Source organism: Lysinibacillus sp. CTST325 (genome assembly GCF_054665055.1).
The window spans coordinates 751474-777381 of record NZ_BAAFHO010000001.1 but is presented as its reverse complement, the minus strand read 5'-3'; the positions used below and the strand labels follow the sequence as shown (position 1 = coordinate 777381).

Here is a 25908-nt window from a genome sequence, read left to right as displayed (position 1 = left end):
ATGTCTTCACACGATACACCTATAGTTGCTAAGTCTCAGGCACAATACGAGTATGATCGTCATCATAATGCCGTTCATATGCGTAAACAAGTAATTAACTTTGCGATTATGATTTTCTTTACGTTTATCGCATTCGCAGTAGTTGCAGCTGATTTTTCTAAATACTTAATATTCCCACTCATCTTATTGCTTGCGGGTGTTCAAGTTGTTCTTCAACTTTACTCTTTCATGCACTTAGAAGACAAAAAAACACACTTCGGTGGTGTAATTGGTTTCTTCATGTGGATGGGTATACTAATCGCATTTACATTCTTCTTAGCATTTTTAACAATTATTTGGTGGTAATCACCAAAAAAGCACGTTCTCTACTTTCAGTAGGAACGTGCTTTTCTTTTTGGGTTCTATTCACGTTTAAGTGAATGAGCAGGTAAGAATTAATATAATTCATGTGAGAGTGATTTCCGTTCCAGGCTACTCGCTTTCCTGTGGGCGAGCGTCGAGCCGCTTCCTCCGCTGAGGGAACGAAGGCTAAGTGCGTCACGTCCTGTGACAACGCCTTCGTGACCAACATCGTGTTGGCCTCAGGGTCTCGCCTGTCTCGCTTTCCCACGGGAGTCGAGTAGCCTTCCACTCCAATCAGCGATAGCATAGAATTTTTATAAATTTTATTCATTTCAATAGTGGACGTTATGGATAACACACCATAATGAACAAAATAGACTTGTAACAGTGACGTAATTGTACATTGCTGTTGGTTTCACTCAGACAAACCCTTTTGCTAAAGATACGTTATCATTTAAATTAAGAGAATACATGCTATGTGAATCAGTTGATTGGAGTGGAGACTGGGTGACTCCTTGGGGATTAGCAATAGAGGAACGAAGGCTAAAACCATCACGTCCTGTGATAACGCCTTCGTGACCAACATCGTGTTGGCCCGAGACCCTGGAGCGAGCTGCGCGAGTGAAGCGGCTCATCGGACGCCCCCAGGAAAGCGCCCAGTCGGAACGGAAATCAACCCCACGCTATGGTGAGGAGCTAGCAAGAAATAATATAATTCATGTTGGTTTTTTATACTTTGAATAATTTTTTTATAAATACGATAATCCTGAAAGAGAGGTAAACTATAGATAGTAATTTGTTCACCTTTCGTTCATTGCAGAATAAGTGTAAGCGTTCTATAATAGGAGTACTGAAGTTAAAGGAGTGCGTTCTGTATGCCACTTAGTATATTTGGTTTCCAAGCTTTATGGAGCCCATACTTAATAGGGGTTCTTGTTTTCATAACAGTCATCTATTTTCTAGTCACAACAAAGTGGCGCAAGGATTTTAAAGTAAGCGAGCCTTTGAAAAGGAAAGAGGCTATTTATTTTGTACTGGCAATGGTAACGATTTATATTATTAAAGGATCTCCAATAGATTTAATGGCGCATATTATGTTTACGATGCATATGGTGCAAATGGCTATTTTATTGTTACTTGTACCGATTTTCTTAATTAAGGGAATTCCTTGGTGGGTATGGAAAGTTGCAATTGAAGCACCGGTTGTTAAATCTTTATTTAAAACATTTACACTCCCGGTCGTTGCGATATTTGTGTTTATTGGTTTATTTTCTTTCTACCATTTACCTGCAGTATTAGACTACATTAAATTAAACGAAACTTTACATGGTACATATACATTTGTATTATTTGTTTCTGCAGTTTTAATGTACTGGCCTTTGATTCAAAAGATGCCTAATAGTTCGCAAATGAAACCATTGTTTAAGTTAGCCTATATCATTGCTAACGCGGTATTAATTACACCTGCGTGTGCGTTAATTATTTTTGCGCCAAACGCTATGTATGAAACATATACAAATGGTGATGCATGGCTTAAAGCAATGGAACTTTGTGTACCTGTTTCTACATTATCTAGTTTATCTTTATCAGGTCCAGAACTCTTTACAAATATGACACCTGTTGCCGATCAGCAACTGGGCGGCGTTTTAATGAAGATTTTACAAGAGCTTATTTTTGGTGTATTACTTGGATCAATATTTATTAATTGGTATCGTTCAGAACAAAAGGATCCTGATAAAATTACTGCTGATGCGTTAAAAGAACATCAAAAGAAATGGGAAAATCAACAACAACAACATCAGTTGTAAAAAGAAACTTAATTTGTATAAGGGGTTTTGTAAATGGAATTGCAAATTTTGCCTACTATAAGTACATCATTCATCGTTATTAGTGCTGTACTTGTAGCTATTGGTTGGGGCTTAATTATAAAAAGAAAAGTAGAGGCACATAAAAAAGTAATGCTTGCAGCAGGAGTTGCAGCACTTATCTTCTTTATTATATATGCTTCACGAACAATCTTTATTGGTAACACAGCTTTTGGTGGCGGAGAAGATTTAAAGCCATATTATACTTTCTTCTTAATTTTCCACATTACTCTCGCAACAACTGGAGCAGTATTTGGAATTGTTAGTATTATTTCTGGCTTGAAAACGAATCTCAAGCTTCACCGTCGTATAGGACCGATTACAAGTATTATTTGGTTCTTCGTAGCTATTACCGGAGTTTTAGTATACATTTTACTATACGTTATGTTTGAACCAGGTGAAACAACATCTGTCATTAAAGCTATTTTAGGCTTTTAACCTATTTTAGCGGGTGTTCGAACATCTGTACCTGCCGCTATGTTAGCACTACGCTTTCGTGCAAAAAACATCTGCAGGTCTAAGCACAAAGTCGATTTCGGACGCAATTATGCCGAGGCATAATTGATAAAAAAATCTCCCTCCTTATTTTTGAGAAGGAGGGAGATTTTTTATGGATGTTTGATTAAATAAGGAAACGACAACAACAACGAGTAAAGGGCCAATTAAAATACCGGAAAATCCAAACATTTTAAAACCGATAAACATGGCAATAAAGGTTGTTAGTGAGGAGAGTCCAACTTTATTTCCAATAACTCTGGGCTCAATCATTCGTCGAACTAAAAATTGAGCGATCGTAAGTACGACTAACATAACAGCATAGATATATTCACCTGTAAAGGCTTTGTATATTGCCCAAGGAAGAAGCAAAATAAATGAATCTAAAAAAGGAACGAAATCTAAAACGACTAGTAAGAGTGCTAAAATAAGGGGGAATGGTGTTTTAAGAAAATAAAAGGTTCCAAAAGCTATAACAAAAATGCAAATACCAACTAAAAATTGTGCTTTTACAAAACCAAATAAAGCAAGTTTTACACGCTGTCCAATAAATAGTATTTTTTGATGATAGTGAAACGAAATAGGCGCTAACATTTTACGGTTAATATTCGGTAATTCTAAAAGAAACATATATAGTACGATCCAATAGACAAAAATGTCGAACAAACGAGAAGTTATATACGTAAGTGAAGATGACCAAACATTTAAATTTGTTAAAGAAAGAGCATATTTCTCGATTGAAGATAGAGCCCGTGCTATCATAAGTTGAATTTGTATAACAAGATCTAGGGGCAAGTGATAAGTATAGTTGGAAAGCTTGGATTGTATTTGAATCCATAGTGATGATAGCTGATTGAGGTACTCTGGAATATGAATGATAAATGTTGAAAATTGTTTCCAGCTTATAAATATAATGAGAATACATAATAGTAATGTCATGCTTGAAAAGAACAAGAAAAAAATAGATGCGACTATTTTGCGTTTTTTTCGGAACCGTTTACTAATTCGTATGATGACAGGTTCCAATAATAAGGCAGTTACGTAGGCAAGCAGTATAGGTAATGACAGGGATATAAACCAGAGAATTGCAATTCCGATAGCTATAACGATGATCGGATGGCGAAAAAAAGGGTGTTTTAAAAATTGTAACATTTATCTCACCTACATCATGTAAAAGATATAGTTAGTATGAGAAGAAATAAAATTTTTACTCAAAATAAAAAAGACTGGACCACCAGTCTTTTCAGATGTAGCTATTGCACTGCATGCTGTTGCCGATTTACTGTTAACCCTTATAAAAAATAAAATAATTTCGATGATTAATCGACATATATGCAAAGTGAAATAACTATCTAAAATTATGCATGAATTTCAAAAGCTTCTAGGTCTAATCTAACCTTTTTTAAGATTTCTTCACATTTTTTTACAAGATGAGCTGGGTAAACTTCATCATCACCATACTCAACGCCGTGTGGATAGTAGTACTTACCAAGTGCTGGTTTCATTAATGTTAGAATTGCATCATGTGCACCAACATCACCAGATTTAGCATATGAGAATACACGTAGGTAATAACGACCTTCGCGAGTATCGAAACGCTTATCAAATGTCATACGTTCGTAATCCCAGCCGCCATCACATTCTAAACCATTTTTTTTCATGACGCTTACAATAAGTTCTTGATCAGCTGTTAAATTTTCAAGGTTAGTATTTTCGAAATACATCTATAATCCTCCTTTAGGTTCTCGTACATAGTATACGCTCATTTTTATAATAGAGCATATTCGACATTGTTGCAATGACAACATTGTGTCAACCCAATTACAATTGATATAATAAATAGAATAATGTGATAAGAAGGAGTCATGTATGAAAGCTTTATTTCGCATTTTTATGGTATGTGCTGCAATTACATTAATTGGCTTTATGTTTTTTAATACACCTCGTGAAAACGAGCCATTAAAAGGCCCGAATGCCAATTCAAATGTTATTCCCAAAACCGAGTTAAAGCAGCCTGAAATGGGAGCAACGACACGTCCAAAAAGCGGTATGTCGACATTAATCGGTCAAGAAGCTAAGGTAGTTTTGGAGAAATATGGTGAACCCGTACGAAAGGAACCATCCTCCTTTGGATATGATTGGTGGATCTATAACTCCAGTGCTTCTACATTTTTCATGGTAGGTGTTGACAATAATATTGTGACACAAGTTTACATTGCTGGTGAAGATTTGGATGCTTTTCCTTTTAAGGTCGGTCAGAAACGCGATGATATATACCGAATGACCATTATTGATTATGAAGTAACTGCGAATGTCGGTAAAAATATTTTCGTTTTCTCGATGAGTGAAGAAGATATGCAGACACGACTGCTTGTAAAATTCGATGGGCTTTTTGCACAACTTTATATAGATAGAGAAACGGGTAAGTTACAAGGAATACGTTTTACGAATAGTAAAACCCTTGTTCTTCATCAACCTTACGAAATGACTTATCAAGGTGAGCTAGTAATACCAACACCACCATCTTCCTTTTTACAGCAGGAAATTAATGAAGCAAGTGCTGCACAGCTTGACGATTTAATAAATGTAACAAGAGATGAACATGATTTAACGCCATTAAAAATGGATGATTCATTAGAAGAAGTTGCAAAAATTCATAGTGAAGATATGAAGGTTCACAATTTCCTTGCTCATGAATCACCAACAAATGGAGATTTGAAAAAGAGATTAGACACACATGGAATCGAATATAGTGAGGCGAATGAAAATCTTGCGACTGATTATTTTGATGCGATTGAAGCAATGCATGGCTGGCTTAATTCACCTGAGCATCGAAATGTAATTTTAAATGATAAATATACGACAGTGGGATCTGGAGTATTTTTAAACTATTATACGCAAATATTTTTAGAATCTTCTTCTCAGGGGCTGGATAGTGAGAATAAAGACTCTGAGGAACCAGTAGAAAATATTGATGAATCATCACCATAAATAGAAATTTGAGACTGAAAATAAACTTGGCGAAATCAAGTTTATCTTCAGTCTTTTTCATTTTTAACTTCTTTCAGCATTTGTATTGTGTACCAAAAGCGAAGCGAAAGGTACAGAAGTCTCCCATCTCTATAGGTGAGATGAGCACAATGATCGCCTACATTTTTCGTCACATCGTTACATACGCCGTCATATGATAGAGAACCGAAAGGGGGAATGAAGCTTGCAATTAGCGGAGCTATTAAAAGATTGGCCATGTAGCGTAACTGGGGGATCTATTCGCACAACTATTACAGGAGTCGAGGATTATGCTCAGGCAGTAAAACCTGGGGATATTTTTATTGTACGTAAAGGTAAGAAAACAACGGGAAGTCGTTTTGTAAAAGAAGCATTAGCTCGGGGTGCTGCCGCAATAGTATCAGAGGAAAGTATTTCAATGCCAATTACCGATCAAAATATTCCTTTTGTTTGGGTTCCGAATACATCCTTATTTTTATCGTATGCGAGTGCAAAGCTTTCAGCCTTTCCCGCAGAAGCATTAACAGTCATTGCGATTACAGGTACAAATGGTAAAACTACAGTGAGTCATTTTGTGAGCCAATTATTAAGAGCCCTACATAAAAACGTTGCAGTTATTGGAACTGTAGGATTTTTCATCAATGAACAGAAACAACAAACTGTGTATGAGCAATTAACTACATTACAGGCAAAAGAGTTGCATCCGATTTTAAAGCAATGTGTACGAAATGGTGTTACACATGTTGTTTTAGAAGCTTCATCAATGGGATTACAGCAAAATAGACTTGATCATTGTGATATCGATTGTGGTGTTTTTTTAAATTTATCGGAGGACCATTTAGAAGATCATGGAGGGCTTGAGGCATATAAGCGTGCGAAAAAAAGATTGGCAGATTTATCGAAAAAGCTAGTGCTAAATGGAGATGATAATTTTTGCCGTTCCGTCGGTATTTATGATAAGAAAAAATCCTGCTCATTTGGCTTTGATAATCATAATGATTTACATATCCAAATTGTCAGTGAATCATTTGGAAAAACGGTACTTTGTTTACAAACGTCATCGAGTGAGCATATTGTAGAAATCCCTTTTGTTGGTAAATATCATGTACAAAATGCTGTAGCTGCGTTGATGACTTTATGGCGCATAGGTTTCTTAATTGAAGAGATAGCAGAGCATATGTGGTTGTTAAGGCTACCAGAAGGAAGACTTGAGAAAATAGACAATCCATTTGGGATTGATGTGTACGTAGATTACGCACATACTGCAGAGGCATTACAGGCTGTTCTGCAAACTTTTGATCGCTCGAAAACCCTGTACCTTGTATTTAGCTGTGGGGGAAATCGAGATAAGGCGAAACGTTTTGCGATGGGGGCAGTAGCTAGTAAGTATGCTGATGTCATTTTTTTAACGACTGATAATCCGCGTGATGAAGACCCGATTTTAATTAATGAAAGTATTATTGCTGGTTTTACTGAGCAGCAATATTATGAAATCTATCTAGATCGGAAAGTTGCTATTCATCAAGCATTAGCAAAGGCAGAAAAAGGTGATATTGTACTTGTTGCCGGAAAAGGGCATGAACAGACCCAACAAATAAAAAATCAAAAATTCCCTTTTTCCGATCAACAATGTATTCGAGATTACTTTTTAAATCTTATGACTAAGGACGGCGTTGAATGACAAAGAAAGAACCAGTCGCAATAGCCAGTTTTCGTCCAGTCTCATCCTCGATATCACATTCCATCACAAGTGTCTGACGCCCTTTATGCACGAAACGTCCATGAGCAATCAGTTCTTTGTTGGTTGTTGTAGCAATATAAGAGATATTTATATTTGTTGTGACAACATTAAAGCCTTCTGGTACTGAGCGTGAAGCAAGTCCTCCCATTGCTGCATCTGCAATTGTTGCAATAATCCCGCCGTGTGGTACCTTAATGGTATTATGGATAACAGGTGTAATGGGAATGCGAACTTCGCTAACTTCAGGCTCAAATTTGCCAACCATGTGTAAGGCCGCATTAATATAACGTCGATGAATACCTTGTTGTTTATCGCGAAGGCCAGACAATAAATGTAGTAAAACTTCCTCATCTTCAGCTGTACTATGTTGTAAAATCTCTGCAAGTAATTGTTCTATTTCTTTTTTAGACGATGGTACCAATTTAAAAACTCCTTCATTTAAAAATATCAATAATGTAAAATTACCATAAAATCTGTTATGATGGGAAAGAGATTGGGGGAATTAAAAATGATGATGACCTCTGACTGGGCAATCATTTTGGATGAGGCCGATGCGCTTTGTGAGATGATTCTTTCCTCTGAGCCTGCGAAAATGCTTCAGCAAGCATATGATGCTGTGTATAGCGATGTCCAAATAGTCGAAGTTATTTATGCATTTAATCGCATGAAAGAGCAGTATGAAGATGTACAACGTTTCGGAAAATATCATCCGGACTATCATACAATTATGAAATCGATTCGTCAGCAAAAGCGCGCACTCGATTTAAATGAAAAGGTTTCAGCTTTAAGAATTGCTGAAAACGATTTTCAAGATTTACTTGATCAAATAAGCTTACTTATAGGGAAAACTGTTTCAGAAGCGGTAAAAGTCCCTGTAAGTAATCCGTTCTTTGCATCAGGTTCTTCATGTGGTGGAGGATGTGGCTCAGGCGGTTCTTGCTCTTGCTCTGCATAAACAAGGTAATACTTTTTCTAAGACTGTATGCAAACTCAGGTGAGTTTCTATACAGTCTTTTTTTATACGATGCTACAGTAGCTACAGCTCAGTGTGTGTAATGACTGCAAAAAAATTGTATAGTAATTGCATAGGCGTTATAGAAATTAAAGGAGGATTAACAGATGAAGACGTATCGAATTGCCGTTATACCAGGAGATGGGATTGGTAAAGAGGTTGTACCAGCGGCGATAGAAGTTCTTGATAAAGCCGCTCAATTAGATGGCAACTTTCAATTTGAATGGACAACATTCCCATGGGGTTGTGATTATTATTTAGAGACAGGTAAAATGATGCCTGATAATGGTATTGAAATTTTAAAAGGGTACGATCAAATCTTTTTAGGTGCTGTAGGAATGCCAGATTTAGTACCAGACCACATTTCATTATGGGGGCTACTTATTAAAATCCGCCGTGAAATGAAGCAATCTATTAATGTGCGTCCAGCAAAGCTACTTCAAGGTTTACCTTCACCTTTACGTAATCCAAATGGCTTTGATTTTGTTGTTGTACGTGAAAACTCAGAGGGAGAGTATGCTGAGAGTGGTGGCAGAATACATAGTGGACAGGATGAAGTTGCTATCCAAAATGCTATTTTTACAAGGAAGGGAACAGAACGTGCCATGCGATATGCATTTGAAATGGCAAAAACTCGACGCCAGCATGTTACAAGTGCCACAAAATCTAATGGAATTACATACAGTATGCCTTTTTGGGATGAAGTGTTTGCACAAGTAGGTAAAGACTACGAGAACATAGGACAAGTATCCAATCATATTGATGCTTTAGCTGCCTTTTTAGTGATGAAGCCGGAAAACTTTGATGTCATTGTTGCATCCAATTTATTTGGGGATATTTTAACCGACTTAGGTGGTGCGATTATGGGGAGTATCGGAATTGCTCCAGCTGCAAATTTAAATATAGAACGACAATATCCATCTATGTTTGAACCAGTCCATGGCTCTGCTCCTGACATTGCAGGACAAGGTATAGCAAATCCACTTGGACAAATTTGGACAGGTAAAATGATGCTTGATTTCTTAGGCTATCATGAAATTGGGGCAAAAGTGCTGAATGCGATGGAAGCAACATTAGCAGAAGGTATTAAAACAGGTGATTTGGGAGGAACAGCGACATTACGTGATGTAACGGATGCGGTATTACATCATCTACAATAAAGCAAAACTTTAAACAGTGGGGTTTTCTTCAGCCCCGCTGTTTATTAGATTTTGGCTGTTTTCTTAAAGATTGTGCTATTCAACTAACGGAGTAGGCTAGTGGAATAAGAGGGGATTATTGACTCAGTGTAGAATATTTCCCTTGGAGAGTGATTTTATGAATGTTAGATTCTCGTTTGTTTTAGATAAAAATGTGCCTAATGGACCAGGGTACTCTGCTTACGAAAACGGTTTTATAGAAGGTGCTTTAAACATTTTTCTAGATGAAAAATTGTTTTTTAATGACCCATATGTCAATCTTGCAGAGTTAGGAACCCAACTGGGTGAATGGTTACAAAAGATTCGCAGAGGCCTTAAAGAAAATATGGACTATGAAACAATTGACCATAATGAGACAATACTCAATTTCATTTATGTAGGAAATGATTATTGGAGAATTTATTCAATTTGGCAGAATTTCGAAACAGACAAATACATTACCACAACTGTATTAGCTGAAGCGGTCACACATTACATACAGGGGTTAAATAAGGAACTTCACGAAATTGATTACGTTGTTAAACTCGATAAGTTCCTCCAATAATTCACTCCTCATTTAAATCAAAAGGAATAATCTCTTTCACTCACATGAAAGAACTTAATCATCTTTCATTTTCTGTGGTGAAGTGCTAATTTTTGCGCTACATGGGTGGCTAACGGGTGCGATTGTTCAACAAAAGAAAGGTTTAAAATATAGAGTAGACTATGTTATACAGATATAGAGAGATATAATAATTAATTTGTGGTAAGTTATGAATAGTTTGATTTCTTTAAACTAAGTAGAAGAATATAAAATGTTATGGAGGAAATATGCTTAAAGACAATTTTAAAATTAGTAATATTCCCGCAGTTTTATGGGGAGAAAAGAGTGAAAAAATTTTTATTGCAGTACATGGAAATATGTCAAATAAAGAAGATGCAGTGATTCAAATATTAGCTGAAGAAGCCAATCAAAAAGGTTATCAAGTATTAAGCTTTGATTTACCTGAGCATGGAGAAAGAAAAAATGATAATACTCCTTGTAAAGTACAGTTTTGTGTTAGTGAATTATCTATAATTATGAATTACGCAAAAGAACATTGGAAAGAAGTAAGCTTGTTTGCATGTAGTATGGGAGCTTATTTTAGCCTTTTAGCTTATCAAAACGATGTGCTAAAAAAGGCATTATTTTTATCACCGGTATTTAATATGGAACGAATTATCGAAAATATGATGAAATGGTTTAATGTAACACCAGAGCTTTTGCAAAAAGAAATGACTATAGAAACACCTATTGGTCAAAAGTTATATTGGGATTATTTATGCTATGTAAAAGAACATCCTATTAATACATGGAATACAGATACATATATTATGTATGGAGCCAAGGATGAACTGTGCGAATTTGAAACGATTGACTATTTTGCAAAAAAACACAGTTGTGAATTAGAAGTCATGGAAGCAGGTGAACATTACTTTCATACTGAAGAACAGTTGAAAGTATTTGAGCAGTGGTTACACAAGCACATCGATTAACAAATTACAATTTATCTAAGAGATTTAGTAAAGAACCTGTTAGAGAAGAATTGTGAATATATAAACTGATTTTATATTTAAGAGGAATTATAAATGTGAATTTATTCACTTAAACAAACAGGTGCTTTACCTCAATATGGTCCACTATTTTTCACCAATCCCTAAATCTATTATAGACACGAAGCGAGATGTTATTTTTTTCTAAACAGTTTATCCTCAAGAGGGATGCCAACCACAACAACCAAAACCGTTAGAATTACCAGGGCTTGAAAAATAAAATACGCAACTTGATCGAACATCGTATCTCTCCATCTTTTATTAATAATTCCTACCTTATATTCTGTAATTATTCAACCCCTATTGAAGAGTCCAACTAAACAAATAAAGAGGCTGGGACATAACTAAATGGTTCCTTCATAAAGCCGAATAATCTCTAAATTAACAAAACACGATAAATAGAAAAACCGAACTATTCCGAAACACTTCATGAGAGTTTCGTTGGATAGTTCGGTATTTTTGTTGGCTGAAACACATTTGTCCCAGCCCCTTTTAATAATATAACTTACTTCATTACAACGTATACAGTTGTTACTTTTTATATTTTGTGAACTTCAACAATAGGGCGCGGCTCTTGGTATACAAATGCGCATGCTAAAAATGGAATTTTGCACCAATTTATTGCACATAAAATTCATCATATAGGGCAGCTTTCTGTGTAGGCACGAGAGTTAGATTTATCCCCTGTACCTGCTAATTATATAGATAGAAATAAATAAAAGGTAAGGGCTGTTAAAAGAAGGCCCTCACCAATCAATGTGTTAACTATAATAAAATGGAGATTAGCCTCCATTTTATTATTCTTATTTTTGTAGTAATTCTACAGCAATATCAGGTCGATCTGTAATAATACCTTTTGCACCGTTGTGAATTAATTTAGTCATTGTTGCTCCGTCATTAATAGTCCAATAATGAACAGGGATGTTTAAATTGTTTAAAAACTGGATGAACTTAGGTGATTCTAGTGTGATTACTCCTGATTTAGGCGGTATCTGGAATACGTCTACCTTTGGATGATATAAGTGTCCAAACTGGCTTGAGAAAGAAGCAAATGCTTTACGAACATCTGATTCACCAGCACCGAGCGCTACTTGATTTTGTGCATATAAGTTAAAGCGATCAATCTGTTCACCGTAAAAGCTCGTGACAACTACTCGATTCTCAGCACCAAGTTCTTCAATTAAACGCCATAGTTTAGATGGCATTAAACTTCCTTCATACGTATCTGGTGCATCTTTAATATCAATATTTACTAACAAGTTTGGATAAGTTTCTAATAATTCACGTAATGTGACAACGTCAATTTTTTCATCTCGATAAGGAAATTCCCCATCTAAATCTTCAAATTGATAACCGTGGTTTAGTGCATTTATTTCCGCTAAAGTCATGTCTGCAACAAGTCCGTAGCCATCTGTCGTACGATCGACAGTATCATCGTGGAAAACGATAATTTCCTCATCTTTGGTTAAGCGAATATCTATTTCAAAGCCGTCAACACCTAACTGTGCGGCTTTTTCAAAAGCAGGCATTGTATGCTCAGGTGCTATATGAGCACCGCCACGATGTGCGAGAATAATTGGGTGATCAAATTGTAATGCTTGTTTACCTTCTCGTTGTTGAGGTTTAGAAATAGCTTTACTACCTGCCCAAGCCGCTGCACTTGCCGCTGCGATTGCAAGTGCAATCTTTGTTTTCTTACCCATATTCGTCCTCCTTAACAATTAAATTAATATAAATAGTACTGGCAATTTCACTTTTTAACTTTTTTCAGTTTTTTCAGCAATTGTTTTTTCTAGAGAAAGCAAAGCGTCAGCTACAATATATGCCGAGGCATAATTGCTTTTTCAGTGAGCAAACAAAAAGTTCTAACGTAAACTAGTACTCTATAACTTGCATAAGTGAATGTAAAACTCTAAGTCAACGTTGTATGCTTTTCCATTATAACGGAAAATTGAGCGTTCTGTCAGCTAAACTCTGTTGCTATCATTTTCCGGTCTATGGTATTCTTTTATGTAAGAAATGAGGGGAATACTATGAACGAACGCCAAGGACTAATCGTTTACGTCCATCAATTAAAACATGCGAAGTCTCTTCGAAAATATGGTCATGTTCTTTATATTTCTCGGAGGCAAAAATATGTAGTGATTTATTGCGAGCGAGAGGAAATTGAATCAATGACAACTAAACTACAACGCCTTCCATTCGTGAAAGACGTTGTAAAGTCTTATCGTCCATTTGTTAAAACTGAGTATGAAAATGCAAAACCAGATAAAGCGAAAGAATATGACTATAAAGCAGGTCTATAATACTATGTTAACGCCGGAATATAGTGATGAAGTCTCATTATTCCGATCAAGTATTGATAAAATAGTTTTGATTCCGAAAATATAGAAGAGTGCTTTATTTCTACAACAACCGCTTTTCTATCTAGTCGTTTAATACTTTCTTCAAATATTTTTTGTCGCTGTGAAGGCTGCTCTTCATTATAAGGGATGCCTTCTCGACAAATATAAATCGGCATGAATTTACTTTCACCGACTGGTTTTAAAGCGACTGCTAAAGAAGCAACCTTTTTTTCTTCTTTAGTGGATGTTAGTATAAAGGCTTGGTGGAAGCGATCTTGATTGGTTCTCACTATTTCAAGTAGCTCATAAACATCACCATAGCCCTCACCTAATTCTATAAATTGTTGTGGCATAAAAACTGCACATCCTTTCCAATACACATAGTATCATGCTGCGGGAGGTCAAGCACATGAAATTTGCAATGAGTTTTTTTTCCATTCTAGTACTAATCATTACCGGAACGTTATTTTTTCAGTACCATGCTTATTCGTCTGACTTAGAGACAGGCAATGGCGAATTCCGTTATTCACAAGAGATAGAAATTGTCTATCGAGAAAATAGCTTGGATATTCGACAACATTTTAAAAATTTACCCAACCAAAAAGTGGAGATAGAGTGGCCAGAAAATGCGATAAATCCTAGTTGCTTTATCGATAACGAAAAAAGCTGTAATCGCTTATCAAAAGAAGTCTCATATTTTAAAAAAGGGGAGACTAAATCACAATCTGTTTCATACATAATTCCGATTAAGGGTGGCTTAAAAGATAAAATGCTCATCCAAAATGTTTTCGCCACATTAACGAATGGTGAATCATCTTATTCTGTTGTACATATTTCAACTGATAGTAAAATTGTTGGTCAGTGGATAACGGGCTTGCCTTTAGTAGGTCAGCAAAAACTATCACTTGTTAACTATACAATGTTTAGTGGATATGGTACAGTTCGTGATATTTATTGGCAAACGGGTGATTTAAAAGTACAAGAGCAAACTCCTGTGTTGTCTATTTATGCCCCGGGAGCTATTTCGAAGGATTTCTTGAAATCATTGGAGAGTTTTAAATTTTTGAATGATCAACATATTGCTATTATTCAAGAAAAGAATCCAGTGAAAGAACATGATGACCGACTTTTATTTTTACCAGAGCTAACTGAACAAGCTGTTGAACAGGAAGTTATACTGTCGCAAATAAAGACGAAATATAAGTTTAAAGATTCACCAACATGGTTGCCGGAAGTGGTGGCTTCCTATTTAGTGAAGGATACGATTGGCTCGGATAAAGCAAAGAAAATCGTGAAGACGTTAAAAGAATATATGACAGCTAATCAAGAGTCGACATGGCAGGAAGCTTTGAATAAACTTGGGGAAGAGCCGATTTCCCCTGCATCAATGGACGATCTTTTATCCGAGGTATTAGATGCAAAAACGTCTTATTTTAAGTTGAATGCTGCCCAAGAAAATGGCACATATCCACTATTATTTGAGGATGACCGAAGTGTTTACGTAAATGACGATTTGAGAGAAGATGTTCATGTAATACTTTATGAAGGGCAAGTATTGTATAATGCTGATAAATTGTTACCTTATTTAGGCTATACTGCTGGTGAAGGTGAAAATGGGTATTATATCAATAGTGATAATCGTACCTTCCGATTCCCGAAAGAACCAGGATTTTATGTATTTAATCAACGTAGATATTCGACTATTTCAGAACCGATTATTAAAATTGCCAATAATTATTATGTTGAAGAAGCTTGGCTACAACGATTATTTTTAGTAGAATTACAAAAAAGTGATGGTCGTATCAATATTAAGTTATTAACACAAGAACAAGAATAAATTTTTTTGCAGCGGAGGTTCGTCTTTCGCTGCAAAAATGCTTTTATCTTCAATTAACATGTTATTGCAGCAACAACAATGTTTTGTCTGTGCGAAAGCGAAGCGACAGCAACAATAATTACGCCAAGGCGAAATTAATTTATGGAAAAAGAAAGTACGGTGATTTGCCTATGAGAGTTGTAGCAGGAGAACGAAAAGGGATGCCTTTAAAGGCAATTGCAGGGAACACGACGAGACCTACAACTGATAAAGTAAAGGAATCCATATTTAATATTATTGGTCCATTCTTTGATGGAGGTATGGCGCTCGATTTATTTGCAGGGAGCGGTGGCTTAGGTATCGAATCTTTAAGTAGAGGGGCTGAGCACGCCGTTTTTATTGAAAAGGATGCAAAGGCGTTCCAAGTACTACAGGAAAATATTAAAAAATGTCGTTATGAGGATTGCTCTGAGCTTTTTCGTATCGATGCGAAGCGTGCTGTGAAAGCGTTATTAAAACGTGATATTGCGTTTAAATTAGTATTTTTAGATCCACCATATCATCACAAAGAATATTATGACTTAGTGCAGATTCTTGTCGACAATGATAAAATTCAACATGATGGCATTATTTTATGTGAGCATGCAAAAGAAGTAGAATTACCACAGAGATTTGGGGACTTTGTATTAAAAAGACAAGAAACATATGGCGGAACGATTATATCCGTTTATCTTCATTCGGAGGGTGTCTAAACACCCCTTGGAAATTGATCGTTGCATAGAGGAAGAGGGAGAATAAGTTGTCAGAGAAGATTGCTGTAGTTCCTGGAAGTTTTGATCCAGTGACATTTGGTCACTTAGATATTATTAAACGGGCGGCAGATGTATTTGACACAGTTTATGTTGCTGTTTTAAATAATTCATCCAAGCATCCGTTATTTTCAGTAGAAGAGCGCATGGCATTAATGGCGGAAGTTACTAAAACATTGCCTAATGTACGTATTGAAAGTTCATCGGGGCTATTAATAGACTATGCTAAGGAGAAAAAAGCAAAAGCGATTGTCCGTGGTTTACGTGCTGTTTCGGATTTTGAATACGAAATGCAAATTACTTCGATGAACCGTTTTCTTGATGAAACCATTGAAACGTTTTTCATCATGACAAAAAATCAATATTCATTCTTAAGCTCAAGCATTGTTAAAGAGGTTGCGAAATACGGCAGTGATGTTAGTGAGCTTGTTCCTCCTTGTGTTGTAGAAGCTTTGAAAGAAAAGTATAATTTTTAACTTCTTTCAGCAGGTGTCCAAACATCTGTACCTGTCGCTACGCTTTCGGTATAAAAGACATCCGCTGAAATAGAGTAACTCAGTCTAAAAACGCCATGTCCTGTGCATTACTGAAATGACCGATATCGTGTCGGCCCTCGTGCAGGCCCAAAGCCGATTCCGGACGCAATTATGCCAAGGCATAATTGATAAATAAACTAAACAAGTGAGGCTGGGACAAAACTGATCAAAGCCTTAAAAAGCACGAGAAATCAATTTTAGAAACGTTGATTTCTCGTGCTTTTTTGATGTGGAATTTTGTCCTGGTTTTATTTCATTTGACAAAAAATGGATTCAGGAATTATTATAATATTTTCTGCTATTATTTTTGGTTACATCTAAAGAAAGTTATAAGAGTAGGGAATGATTGAATTCCTCTATTGTGCTTTCTCCTAAGTCCAGTCTTTACTCCTCACTCCAATCAAAAAACTTAAATGCTAAACCTTATCTTTAGATTATTTATTTTAAGAAAAAAAGAGCATAAATAGTGGGTACAATGATTATGCTAAGTAGGCGGAATTTTAGATATGGTCGAACGGAAAGCTTGGCTGATTTCGCAATTACGAAAATTTGTAAGTGAATGCTTATACTTTGCATTGTTAACAACATAACAACTAGTAACGGTAAATATGGCAGATTTGGAAAAGCTGAGACAGTCATTTTAAGACCATTTGTAACTTCAAGAATGGCGGCTATGGAAAGCTCAGCTGTATAGGGAAGTTTGGGTAGCAGTGAATCTAAGCCTTGCTGGACAATCGTCTGGATGGTAGTGAAAAAAATTATTGTAGTTCCAACTAATAGTATTGTTGGCGCTGTTTCTTTAATGCTTTCAGAAAAAGGTGCTGTATGTAAAGGTGTATTGTGTATGGAAATGCTAGGAGGATCCGTTTTACGAAATAAGAAGTAACCAGTTATTAAACAACAAATATTAAAACTATGTAGTAAACATAAAAACATCCATCCGAACGTATTACTGTGTAATAAATCAAGGCTGACAAATCCTAGCACGAAAAGAGGACTTGGAGCGTGACATACGGCTAATAAAAAATTTGCTTCTTTTGGATGTAGTTGCCCACTGTTTTTTAAGTAAACAATTGTTGTTGCTCCAGATGGATACCCCCCGAGTGCGCTAATAATATAGGCTTGTACGTATAAAGAAGCTCTTTTTGTTTTCGTTCGCATAGGAGCCGTTAAACGGAGAAGCCATTGCGTTAAAATAAGGTAAGGTAATAAATACGGGAAAAGGGCCTCCATAAAAAGATTTAAACCTAAATCAGTACCGTTATGAGCAGTTTGTGGGAATAACAAGAGTAATAGAATAAGAACTATGCAAATCGCTATTTGAATTATCGCATACATGTTATCATCTCGTTTCAACTTTTTGTCATTCACATAGGCAAATGCTAAAATCAATATATGTAAAAAAGGCAAAAACATGAACGTATGGTTTTGCAAGCGTCCTAGGAGGTGTTTTTCTTTTGAAGAAAAAAATTAGTATTTATGCAGTGTTATTAGTCGCGATTTGTTTTTTAATGTTGTACCGACTAGACGCTTATATCATGAAGCCAGGAAGCGCTTATGATGTCAGTAAATTTGTTAACGTTGAAAATAGCCATACCGATGATAAAGGATCCTTGAGTTTAATGACGGTGGCTATGCAGCAAGCTACCCCTTTTTCATATTTATGGGCAAAAACTCAAAAATATCAAAAACTAATGGATATTGACCAAGTTCGAAATCCATTGGAGGATGAAGAGGAATATAATGTTCGACAGTTTAAATTAATGTCTGATTCTCAATTTAATGCAAAGTATGTAGCTTTTCAGAAAGCTGGGCTCCAAACAAAAATTCTCTTTAACGGTGTTTTTGTATTAAATGTCCTAGATGGCGGTGCTTCAGATAATTTAATAAAAGCTGGTGATGAAATTATTGAGGTTGATGGCCAAAAAATTAGAAACCAACAAATGCTTGTTGATCTTTTAAAGCCGAAGCAACTTGGAGATAAGGTGACAATTAAATTAAAACGTAATACAAAAGAACAAGAGGTAACGATTACATTAAAGGAAATACCTGAATCAGAAGAGAAAAGGGCAGGGTTAGGTATTACTTATACTGAAAGTAAATCTATTGAAACAAATCCAAATGTGTCTATGAAAACGGAGGATATTGGCGGCCCATCTGCTGGGTTAATGTTTACCTTAGAAATTTTAGACCAACTTCTCGAAGAAGATTTAACGAAAGGCTATGCTATTGCAGGGACAGGGGAAATGCTGGTTGATGGCTCTGTTGGAAGAATTGGTGGAATAGACTATAAAGTCATTGCTGCTGATCGTGATGGTATGGAAATCTTTTTTGCACCAGATGATGAAATTACTCCAGAAATGAAAGCTAAATATCCTGAACTGGAATCTAATTATGCTACAGCAGTAAAGACAGCGAAAGATATTGAAACAAAAATGAAAATAGTTCCGGTTAAAACTGTGGATGATGCAATTGCATATTTAAAACAGTTACAGCCGAAATAAAGGTTTTTCTGTAGCGTGGGGTTGATTTCCGTTCCGACTGGGCGCTTTCCTGGGGGCGTCCGATGACCCGCTTCACTCGCTTCACTCGCTTCGCTCGCTCCAGGGTCTCGGGCCAACACGATGTTGGTCACGAAGGCGTTATCACAGGACGTGATGGTTTTAGCCTTCGTTCCTCTATTGCTGATCCCCGAGGAGTCGCCCAGTCTCCACTCCAATCAACCATTTCACATAGCGTATAACTTTTGCATTTCGCTCAAATAAAAAATGGAAGAGCAGCTTCGCTTTCGCTCAAAAAACATTTGTAGCTGCCGCTTTGCTTTCGCGCAGAGCAAAGCTTCCGGGGGGCGTCTGATGACCCGCTTTTACGTTTTAACAAAATGACATCCAACTTTTTAGTTTGAGCGGGACCTTTTCAGGAATTATCGCCCAACTTTTAAATTTTATCTACCAACTTTTACGTTTTATCTACCAACTTCTGAATTTTATCTACCAACTTTCACGTTTTATCACCTAACTTTTAATTTTTATCGAACAAAAAGGATTCACACACAAAACTGTGAGTGAATCCTTTTACTTTATTATGTTTTAAGTGTCTTTTAGCATTTCACTCTTTAATTTATAGTGATAGTATGCAAAATGTTTGCGTAGCAGATGTACAATAACATTCTCTATTCTGTTTGATTATGGTAAGTGGCCATAGCGTTCATTCTTAATTGCATAAATTAAAAGTACTGCACTATCATTGATTGGAATGGAAGGCTACTCGACTCCCATGGGAAAGCGAGACAGGATGTTTTCTGTGTGAAAACAAAAGCGGAGGAAGCGGCTCAACGCTCGCTCACAGGAAAGTAAGTAGCTTGGAATGGAAATCACCCTCATTTAAAGCGCCACGACATTTCTTGACCATTTTTTTGTCAATAACATAAAAGGATGCTAGAAGAATTTCTGGCATCCTTTTGCATTGCTTAAAAACGAATCGGTGGTGTTTGATAATCTTTAGGAAGACTTTGCTCTTTTATTCCTTGTTCTATACTTAAATTGTATACTTCTGCTGCATGAATATCTACAGCAAGCATAGCATCATCCATAGCTGCTACACGACTGATTAAAGGTAAAGGTATATCTTTTTTATGCATTCCTAAATAGCCTTGTCCCTTCTTGCTCATACCAAGTAAACGTATACTAGATGGGGCTTCAAAGCTTTGCAACTGTTCTTTTGTAAATCCGGTATAAATGTGTGTGAGCATACGTTGGAGTCTTGTCCAAGTATAGCGCTTGGATTTGATTTTCTCCATAAAACTACTGAATGAATGACTTGTTTTCGCTGCTTTAATTAGAGCATTCTCAATGCCTTCTGATACTTCGGCGTAGCGCGTAAGTTCATGGGGTGTGTGACGAATAAGCGTAAACTGTAACAATGGCCAAAAAGTTTCCCAACTTGCAAAATCACCATATTTTTCGTGCCAATCAGCTAAATAATCAAACGATGCTTTAGGGAGAAAATCTTCCACACTTTGTAGAGTGTTGGTTGTTGCTAGAGCCTTGCGTATTCCTGTGGCACTAGCAATGGATGCCCCTTCTTGTAAAGCGTCATGGTAACCTGCAACAATGCGAGGGATCGTTAAAGGTTTAATGTTACTACCTAGAGCCATAGCAGCCTCAATATAATGAAAACCAAGTATATTGTTTGGTTGTCCCAAATCAATGTATGTTGCAGGGAATTTTTGAGAAAGCTGTTCATAGGCGTAATGTAGACTTTTAGGATAGCTTGCACCCGTTTTAAGGCTTTCTTTAATAAGAGTGTTATATTCAGTGCGATGATTATTAATGAGCTGAAACGTATTCATAAAGGGTTGAATGGAACCGTCTTCGCTTCCAAAGGCAAAAGAATCGCAACCAATTGCAGATAGTAAGGAAATTGCTCCTTTTGCGAAATCAGTTGCAGGCGCGGTACTATAAACGTAGGGTAGCTCAATGACTATATCAACACCACCAGCGAGAGCCATTTTTGTGCGTGTCCATTTATCGACCATGGCTGGTTCACCACGTTGCAAAAAATCCCCACTCATGACTGCGATCACAATATCCGCTTGTGCTACTTTTTTTGCCTGTTCCATATGATAGGCATGTCCGTTGTGAAAAGGATTGTATTCAACAACTATTCCGACTGCTTGCAAATGTAAGCCCCCTTTATCAATATCATTTGCTTCTCGTTCTTATTTAGAGCTTTTTTCTTATATAGAACGGTTTGGAGCAAATACACTTTTTATAATATATAATTATAGGTGGGTTTTATTGTGGTGACAAGAAATTATCTTGACATCTATTTTTACACATTATATAATCAACATTGTTGTCTCGAGGTGATTAAACGAATGAAATGGTCAATTCATCAATTATCTAAATACCGCCAAAACGGGATGCCAATCGATGCCTATGTCCAACTGGACGAGGTGATGGAGCGAAACCAGGATATTCGAGCAATTTCGCCCGTTCATGTAAAAGGGCTATGTACTTTCGGTGCATCGCAAATGACATGTCAGCTAACTGTGACAGCGACGTTAACATTACCATGTGCACGCACGTGGGAAGATGTTGAGTTTCCTATCGAGGTTGAGACAGTTGAAGTTTTCAGCTGGATTGACGAGGAAAAACGAGGGGAAGATGACGGAGATATTCACTATATTGTTGGTGAAGTAATCGACATGAAGCCGGTTATCGAGGAGTTAGTGCTTCTTGAAATACCTTTGCAAGTGTTCAAGGAGAATACCGAAGGACAAGTGCAAGGTGGTAAAAACTGGTCTTACGCAACAGATGAAGACGTTGAACTACACAAAAAAGCTGACACACAAAAAGTGGATCCAAGACTAGCTAATTTAGCTAAGTATTTTGATCAAACAGACGAATAGACGATCTGTAAGGAGGTGCCATCAATGGCTGTACCATTTAGAAGAACTTCTAAAACTGCAAAAAGAAAGCGTCGTACGCATTTCAAACTATCTGTACCTGGTATGGTAGCTTGCCCAAACTGTGGGGAAGCAAAATTATCACACCGTGTTTGCAAAGCTTGCGGACAATACAAAGGTAAAGAAGTAGTAAGCAAATAATACAGTGTTTGCTCACTTAAAAGGCTAGTAGAGAGACCATGGCTCTTTACTAGCCTTTTTGTTGGTTGAAAGAGACGGAATTTTTCGGCAATAATGAAAAGATATATAGTACTATAATAATTGTATGATACAATTTATCCGTCGGGACAAAGGGGGAAATAGTATGGCTTACATAATTGATAACAAAGAAGGTATTATGACGTTTACGATTAATCGAGAAGAAAAACGGAATGCGGTGAATGATGAGGTTATGGATGGGCTACAAGAAGTCATTACATATATTCGAAATCATGATGATGTTCGTTTTTTAGTCGTAACGGGAGTAGGGGATAAATCATTTTGCTCGGGAGGGGACTTATCTGAATTCCATGCGCTCGAAACAGAGGATGAGGCGTTTGGGATGTTGGGTAAGATGGGCGAAATATTATACGACCTTGCAACATTGCCTGTGCCAACGATTGCATTAATTAACGGAACAGCGGTTGGTGGAGGTTGTGAAATTGCAACAGCTTGCGATTTTCGTCTAGTGGCAAGTCACGCGAAGTGCGGTTTTATACAGGGGACATTAGCAATTACGAGTGGCTGGGGAGGCGGTACATACTTATTCGAACGAGGATTACGCCATGATCTTGCGATGAAGATGCTAGTCGATGCGAAGCCTTATCCGGCGGAATTACTATATGAGATTGGTTGGGCAATGCGCGTTTTTGAAGGTTCAAAAGAAGCAGCATTGAATGATTTTATCGAACATATGCGTAAAATTCATCCTTCTGTTCATAAGGCTTATAAAGAAATTGAGCTTCGTAAGTGGCGTGAGCGTAATATGTATGAACGTGTTATGGAGGAAGTTCGAACATGTGCGAAATTGTGGGAAAGTGAAGCTCACCACGAGGCAGTTGCTAATTTCCTAACAAAGAAAAACAATAAATAATGTATAACGGCAGTGATTATAAGAAAACATAATCACTGCCTTTTTTAATTCGATGATTCTATTTTGCTCGCGCACGCATATAGTAGTAAAAAATGCGAGGGTGATAGATTATGGAATTGAAAAAAAGAAAAGATCAATGGACAAAGGAAGACGATGAAAGATTAGCAGAAATTGTGTTGCATAATGTGCAAAATGGCAAAACACAGCTAGAAGCTTTTGAAATGGCTGCTGCTGAACTAGGTCGTACAAAACAAGCATGTGGTTTCCGTTGGAATAAAACATTACGTAGTCAATATAGTCAGTCACTACTAGCTGTGCGAAATCAGCCGCAACAATCGATGCGAAGCCATTTGAAACTGGCATTAACAAGTTTTGATGAATTAACAGAAGCCTATCAAAGTCTCGAAGTAAGGCACCGTGAATTACAAAATGAGCATGATAAACTAGTGAAATGGTTGCAGCAAGGGTATTCTTTAATGAAAGATTAAAATAAGAAAGCTGACGAAAGTTAAAATTGCTGTAGAGTAAGTTACTTAGAAAAAATGTAAACTTGAACGAAAACATAATGCTGCGCTGAGTGTTTCAAAAATTATTTATCCTCATTAACGGTCCGTGAAAAAACCACCGATTAAAGTTTCACTTTTTATATTATCGTAAACACTTAGTCAATCCTGTATAATAAAAGAACCTGCAAAGGAGGTGCCTTAGAAATCATTCTAAGGCACCTCCTTCTGTAGAAAGGGACAAAAAGGGTCATTTAACTTCTTTCGGCAAATGTTTAATGTAACGTAAGTGAAACGGCAGTTACAAATGTCTTTTGTGCCGAAAGCGTAGCGACAGGTACAGGTATCCGAACATCCGCTGAAATAGAGGAACTCAGTCTAAGAACGCCACGTCCTGTGGTAATTTATCTGTCCGAAAGCGAAGCGACAGTAACAAATGTTTTCTGTAGCGAAAGCAAAGCGTCAGCTACAATTATGCCGAGACATAATTGATTGATGGTCAGTAGTGGCTAAGATGTTATTGCGATAGAACTGTTTAGGAGGGCGTTCTCTTATGTTAGATCGCCATTGTAAATGTGGGAGGTGTAATGAGTTGTGGATGTAGCGATTATTGGTGCAGGTGCTGTAGGTCTATTAACGGCAAGTTTTTTAGCTGAGTCTGGTATGTCTGTAACGTTGGTTGCAAGAAGGCAGGGACAGGTAGATGAACTTAATGCGAACTATTTAACACGAGTGAATGTTGATGGAACGAAAACTGTACAAAAAGTTGCTTCAACTACGAAATTAATGGAGTTACCGCAGCAAGATTTAATTGTAATTGCTGTTAAGTATGGTCAATTACAAGAGCTTTATGGACAATTATCTGCGTTACCAAGTACAATTTCGTTGTTGTTTATGCAAAATGGTTTAGCGCATTTTGATGAAGCACTGCGTTTACCACAAAAAAATATTGCCTTTTGCTCTGTGTCATTTGGTGCTCAAATGATAGATCAGGCAACTGTGCAACATAGGGGTGTAGGTGCTTGTAAAATTGCAATAGAGCGAGGGAATAGGGATGCCTTTAACGATTTGTTACAATTTGAAAATTCCTTATATCCAGTTGAATTGGTTGCTAATGCTGAACAAATGTTGTTTGAGAAAGCTGTATTCAACTGCTTGATTAATCCTTTAACGTCCGTATTGCAAGTGAGGAACGGAGAATTAGTAATGAATAAGCAAGCGTTTTTATTAATGCAAACTGTCTATCAAGAATTAACGGATGCTTTTGAAGGCGTAGAGCAAGCTATACCTTTTTTCAAGGTGATAGAGTTATGTGAAAAAACAGCAAGTAATACATCATCTATGCTAGCGGATCGGATACATGGGAGAAAAAGTGAAATTGACACGATCGTAGGAGTAATATTAGAAAAAGCTCTAGCAAAAGGTCATGATTTGCCTACTTTACGCACTTTATACCACCAAGTACTTGCGATAGAGGAGAGCGGTGAAAGACGTTGAAAGATTTTTTACATATAGTTATAAGTATCCTTATTTTTTGTCCAATCCTCCTTTTTGTGATTGTCTATTTAATTAGTCGGAAGGTTAAAATTCGAGGCACTCATGCTTTTGGAGTGGCATCGGACGTGACAACAGTGTGTTTGTTTTTTTCAGTACCACTAGCAATTGGTGTGCTGTGGAATGTCAATGTTAGTGCACTATTAGTAACGCTTGCGATAATGATGGCAATGATTTTTACATATATTGATTGGCGAACGAAAAAGGAAATTGAAGTGAAATCGCTACTTAGGAAAATTTGGCGCTTTCAATTTTTAGTGTTAAGTACGGCATATATTGTTATTTGTATAGTAGGTGTTATTCGATCTGTTATAGAATATTTACAGGCTGTCTAAGCATTTTCTTTTCATGTTGAAGCCATAAGCGTTAAAATAATAGCATTAAAGATTGTTTTATATTAATAACTCTATATGTGCAAAAAATTAAATAAAATTCCAATGCATGACAACGTTTGAGTATCTGACAAAAAATCGTATACTGTTTTTCTAAATATTTGTTGGGATTGTCGATTTGATAAACGTTCTAATTGCTTAGTAGTATTAAAGGGATTTATTTTATTTTAAGTTTG

At 36.6% G+C, this 25908-nt stretch carries 29 protein-coding genes; 21 read left to right on the top strand and 8 right to left on the bottom strand.

The annotated features are described in order from the left end of the window. Positions 1-345 (top strand): cytochrome C oxidase subunit IV family protein, encoded by a 345-nt coding sequence (locus tag ACYQ73_RS03890; RefSeq protein WP_460011227.1) that lies wholly within the window; start codon positions 1-3, stop codon positions 343-345. A 416-nt stretch (positions 346-761) separates the two neighbouring features. Here ACYQ73_RS03890 and ACYQ73_RS03885 read toward each other — a convergent pair whose 3' ends face one another. Further along, positions 762-977 (bottom strand): hypothetical protein, encoded by a 216-nt coding sequence (locus ACYQ73_RS03885; RefSeq protein ID WP_460011226.1) that lies wholly within the window; start codon positions 975-977, stop codon positions 762-764. A 240-nt stretch (positions 978-1217) separates the two neighbouring features. Here ACYQ73_RS03885 and ctaG point away from each other — a divergent pair, with 240 nt between their 5' ends. Continuing rightward, positions 1218-2150 (top strand): cytochrome c oxidase assembly factor CtaG, encoded by a 933-nt coding sequence (gene ctaG, locus ACYQ73_RS03880; RefSeq protein ID WP_460011225.1) that lies wholly within the window; start codon positions 1218-1220, stop codon positions 2148-2150. A gap of 33 nt (positions 2151-2183) precedes the next feature. Then, entirely contained in the window at positions 2184-2645 is a 462-nt protein-coding gene (locus ACYQ73_RS03875) for a DUF420 domain-containing protein (RefSeq protein ID WP_249073255.1), read from the top strand. Between the two features lie 144 nt (positions 2646-2789). Here the strand turns inward: ACYQ73_RS03875 and ytvI are convergent, their stop codons facing one another. Both ytvI and ACYQ73_RS03865 read right to left on the bottom strand, forming a co-directional pair. Then, on the bottom strand, positions 2790-3854 hold the full coding sequence (ytvI, locus tag ACYQ73_RS03870) for a sporulation integral membrane protein YtvI (protein ID WP_460011224.1): 1065 nt from the start codon (positions 3852-3854) through the stop codon (positions 2790-2792). Between the two features lie 206 nt (positions 3855-4060). Further along, a complete protein-coding gene (locus tag ACYQ73_RS03865; protein ID WP_460011223.1) occupies positions 4061-4426 on the bottom strand; it encodes a YugN family protein in 366 nt (121 codons plus the stop codon). A 145-nt stretch (positions 4427-4571) separates the two neighbouring features. On the opposite strand from ACYQ73_RS03865, the gene ACYQ73_RS03860 reads away from it, so the two are divergent. Both ACYQ73_RS03860 and ACYQ73_RS03855 read left to right on the top strand, forming a co-directional pair. Further along, on the top strand, positions 4572-5693 hold the full coding sequence (locus tag ACYQ73_RS03860; protein WP_460011222.1) for a CAP domain-containing protein: 1122 nt from the start codon (positions 4572-4574) through the stop codon (positions 5691-5693). 223 nt (positions 5694-5916) lie between these two features. After that, entirely contained in the window at positions 5917-7392 is a 1476-nt protein-coding gene (locus tag ACYQ73_RS03855; protein ID WP_460011221.1) for a UDP-N-acetylmuramoyl-L-alanyl-D-glutamate--2,6-diaminopimelate ligase, read from the top strand. Here the strand turns inward: ACYQ73_RS03855 and ACYQ73_RS03850 are convergent. After that, on the bottom strand, positions 7373-7873 hold the full coding sequence (locus ACYQ73_RS03850) for a PaaI family thioesterase (RefSeq protein WP_460011220.1): 501 nt from the start codon (positions 7871-7873) through the stop codon (positions 7373-7375). The genes ACYQ73_RS03855 and ACYQ73_RS03850 overlap by 20 nt on opposite strands. Positions 7874-7960: 87 nt before the next feature. On the opposite strand from ACYQ73_RS03850, the gene ACYQ73_RS03845 reads away from it, so the two are divergent. The 4 genes from ACYQ73_RS03845 (at position 7961) to ACYQ73_RS03830 (ending at position 11178) form a co-directional block, all read left to right on the top strand. Further along, a complete protein-coding gene (locus ACYQ73_RS03845) occupies positions 7961-8407 on the top strand; it encodes a YlbF/YmcA family competence regulator (RefSeq protein WP_460011514.1) in 447 nt (148 codons plus the stop codon). A gap of 164 nt (positions 8408-8571) precedes the next feature. Next, positions 8572-9624, top strand: coding sequence for a tartrate dehydrogenase (locus tag ACYQ73_RS03840; protein ID WP_460011219.1), 1053 nt, complete (start codon positions 8572-8574; stop codon positions 9622-9624). A 157-nt stretch (positions 9625-9781) separates the two neighbouring features. After that, complete coding sequence (locus tag ACYQ73_RS03835; RefSeq protein ID WP_460011218.1) at positions 9782-10207, top strand: DUF7878 domain-containing protein; 426 nt, start codon at positions 9782-9784, stop codon at positions 10205-10207. A gap of 266 nt (positions 10208-10473) precedes the next feature. Then, on the top strand, positions 10474-11178 hold the full coding sequence (locus tag ACYQ73_RS03830; RefSeq protein ID WP_460011217.1) for an alpha/beta hydrolase: 705 nt from the start codon (positions 10474-10476) through the stop codon (positions 11176-11178). Between the two features lie 860 nt (positions 11179-12038). Here the strand turns inward: ACYQ73_RS03830 and ACYQ73_RS03825 are convergent. Next, a complete protein-coding gene (locus ACYQ73_RS03825) occupies positions 12039-12938 on the bottom strand; it encodes a glycerophosphodiester phosphodiesterase (RefSeq protein WP_460011216.1) in 900 nt (299 codons plus the stop codon). Between the two features lie 330 nt (positions 12939-13268). Here ACYQ73_RS03825 and ACYQ73_RS03820 point away from each other — a divergent pair, with 330 nt between their 5' ends. Beyond that, entirely contained in the window at positions 13269-13541 is a 273-nt protein-coding gene (locus tag ACYQ73_RS03820) for a YlbG family protein (RefSeq protein ID WP_132357596.1), read from the top strand. 2 nt (positions 13542-13543) lie between these two features. Here the strand turns inward: ACYQ73_RS03820 and ACYQ73_RS03815 are convergent, their stop codons facing one another. Beyond that, complete coding sequence (locus ACYQ73_RS03815) at positions 13544-13933, bottom strand: DUF7147 family protein (protein WP_400721425.1); 390 nt, start codon at positions 13931-13933, stop codon at positions 13544-13546. Between the two features lie 56 nt (positions 13934-13989). Here ACYQ73_RS03815 and ACYQ73_RS03810 point away from each other — a divergent pair, with 56 nt between their 5' ends. The 3 genes from ACYQ73_RS03810 (at position 13990) to coaD (ending at position 16681) form a co-directional block, all read left to right on the top strand. Further along, positions 13990-15417, top strand: a complete 1428-nt coding sequence (locus ACYQ73_RS03810) for an RNA polymerase II (protein WP_460011215.1) — start codon at positions 13990-13992, stop codon at positions 15415-15417. A 170-nt stretch (positions 15418-15587) separates the two neighbouring features. After that, the gene (gene rsmD / locus ACYQ73_RS03805) at positions 15588-16148 is read left to right on the top strand and encodes a 16S rRNA (guanine(966)-N(2))-methyltransferase RsmD (protein WP_460011214.1); all 561 of its coding nucleotides are present in this window, start codon (positions 15588-15590) and stop codon (positions 16146-16148) included. Between the two features lie 47 nt (positions 16149-16195). Next, positions 16196-16681 (top strand): pantetheine-phosphate adenylyltransferase, encoded by a 486-nt coding sequence (gene coaD / locus ACYQ73_RS03800; protein WP_460011213.1) that lies wholly within the window; start codon positions 16196-16198, stop codon positions 16679-16681. Between the two features lie 498 nt (positions 16682-17179). Here coaD and ACYQ73_RS03795 read toward each other — a convergent pair whose 3' ends face one another. Beyond that, on the bottom strand, positions 17180-18133 hold the full coding sequence (locus tag ACYQ73_RS03795; RefSeq protein ID WP_460011212.1) for a hypothetical protein: 954 nt from the start codon (positions 18131-18133) through the stop codon (positions 17180-17182). A gap of 65 nt (positions 18134-18198) precedes the next feature. Between ACYQ73_RS03795 and ACYQ73_RS03790 the strand changes: the two genes are divergently transcribed. Both ACYQ73_RS03790 and ACYQ73_RS03785 read left to right on the top strand, forming a co-directional pair. Then, the gene (locus ACYQ73_RS03790) at positions 18199-19245 is read left to right on the top strand and encodes a SepM family pheromone-processing serine protease (RefSeq protein WP_460011211.1); all 1047 of its coding nucleotides are present in this window, start codon (positions 18199-18201) and stop codon (positions 19243-19245) included. Positions 19246-19307: 62 nt separating this feature from the next. Beyond that, a complete protein-coding gene (locus tag ACYQ73_RS03785) occupies positions 19308-19484 on the top strand; it encodes a hypothetical protein (protein ID WP_460011210.1) in 177 nt (58 codons plus the stop codon). Positions 19485-20210: 726 nt separating this feature from the next. Here the strand turns inward: ACYQ73_RS03785 and ACYQ73_RS03780 are convergent. Beyond that, positions 20211-21422: a nucleotidyltransferase gene (locus tag ACYQ73_RS03780; RefSeq protein ID WP_460011209.1), complete on the bottom strand. Its 1212-nt coding sequence runs from the start codon at positions 21420-21422 to the stop codon at positions 20211-20213. A 198-nt stretch (positions 21423-21620) separates the two neighbouring features. On the opposite strand from ACYQ73_RS03780, the gene ACYQ73_RS03775 reads away from it, so the two are divergent. From ACYQ73_RS03775 to ACYQ73_RS03750, 6 genes are all read left to right on the top strand, one after another. After that, positions 21621-22154 carry a YceD family protein gene (locus tag ACYQ73_RS03775; protein ID WP_460011208.1) on the top strand — a complete coding sequence of 178 codons (534 nt, stop codon included), beginning with the start codon at positions 21621-21623 and terminating at the stop codon, positions 22152-22154. A gap of 24 nt (positions 22155-22178) precedes the next feature. Continuing rightward, positions 22179-22352 (top strand): 50S ribosomal protein L32, encoded by a 174-nt coding sequence (rpmF, locus tag ACYQ73_RS03770; RefSeq protein WP_010858320.1) that lies wholly within the window; start codon positions 22179-22181, stop codon positions 22350-22352. 163 nt (positions 22353-22515) lie between these two features. Then, positions 22516-23283, top strand: a complete 768-nt coding sequence (locus tag ACYQ73_RS03765) for an enoyl-CoA hydratase/isomerase family protein (RefSeq protein WP_460011207.1) — start codon at positions 22516-22518, stop codon at positions 23281-23283. Between the two features lie 110 nt (positions 23284-23393). Continuing rightward, positions 23394-23771, top strand: a complete 378-nt coding sequence (locus ACYQ73_RS03760) for a transcriptional regulator (protein WP_460011206.1) — start codon at positions 23394-23396, stop codon at positions 23769-23771. 609 nt (positions 23772-24380) lie between these two features. Then, complete coding sequence (locus ACYQ73_RS03755) at positions 24381-25283, top strand: ketopantoate reductase family protein (RefSeq protein WP_460011205.1); 903 nt, start codon at positions 24381-24383, stop codon at positions 25281-25283. Next, entirely contained in the window at positions 25280-25675 is a 396-nt protein-coding gene (locus tag ACYQ73_RS03750; RefSeq protein ID WP_460011204.1) for a DUF3397 domain-containing protein, read from the top strand. The genes ACYQ73_RS03755 and ACYQ73_RS03750 overlap by 4 nt, the downstream gene beginning before the upstream one ends. Positions 25676-25908 lie beyond the last annotated feature (233 nt).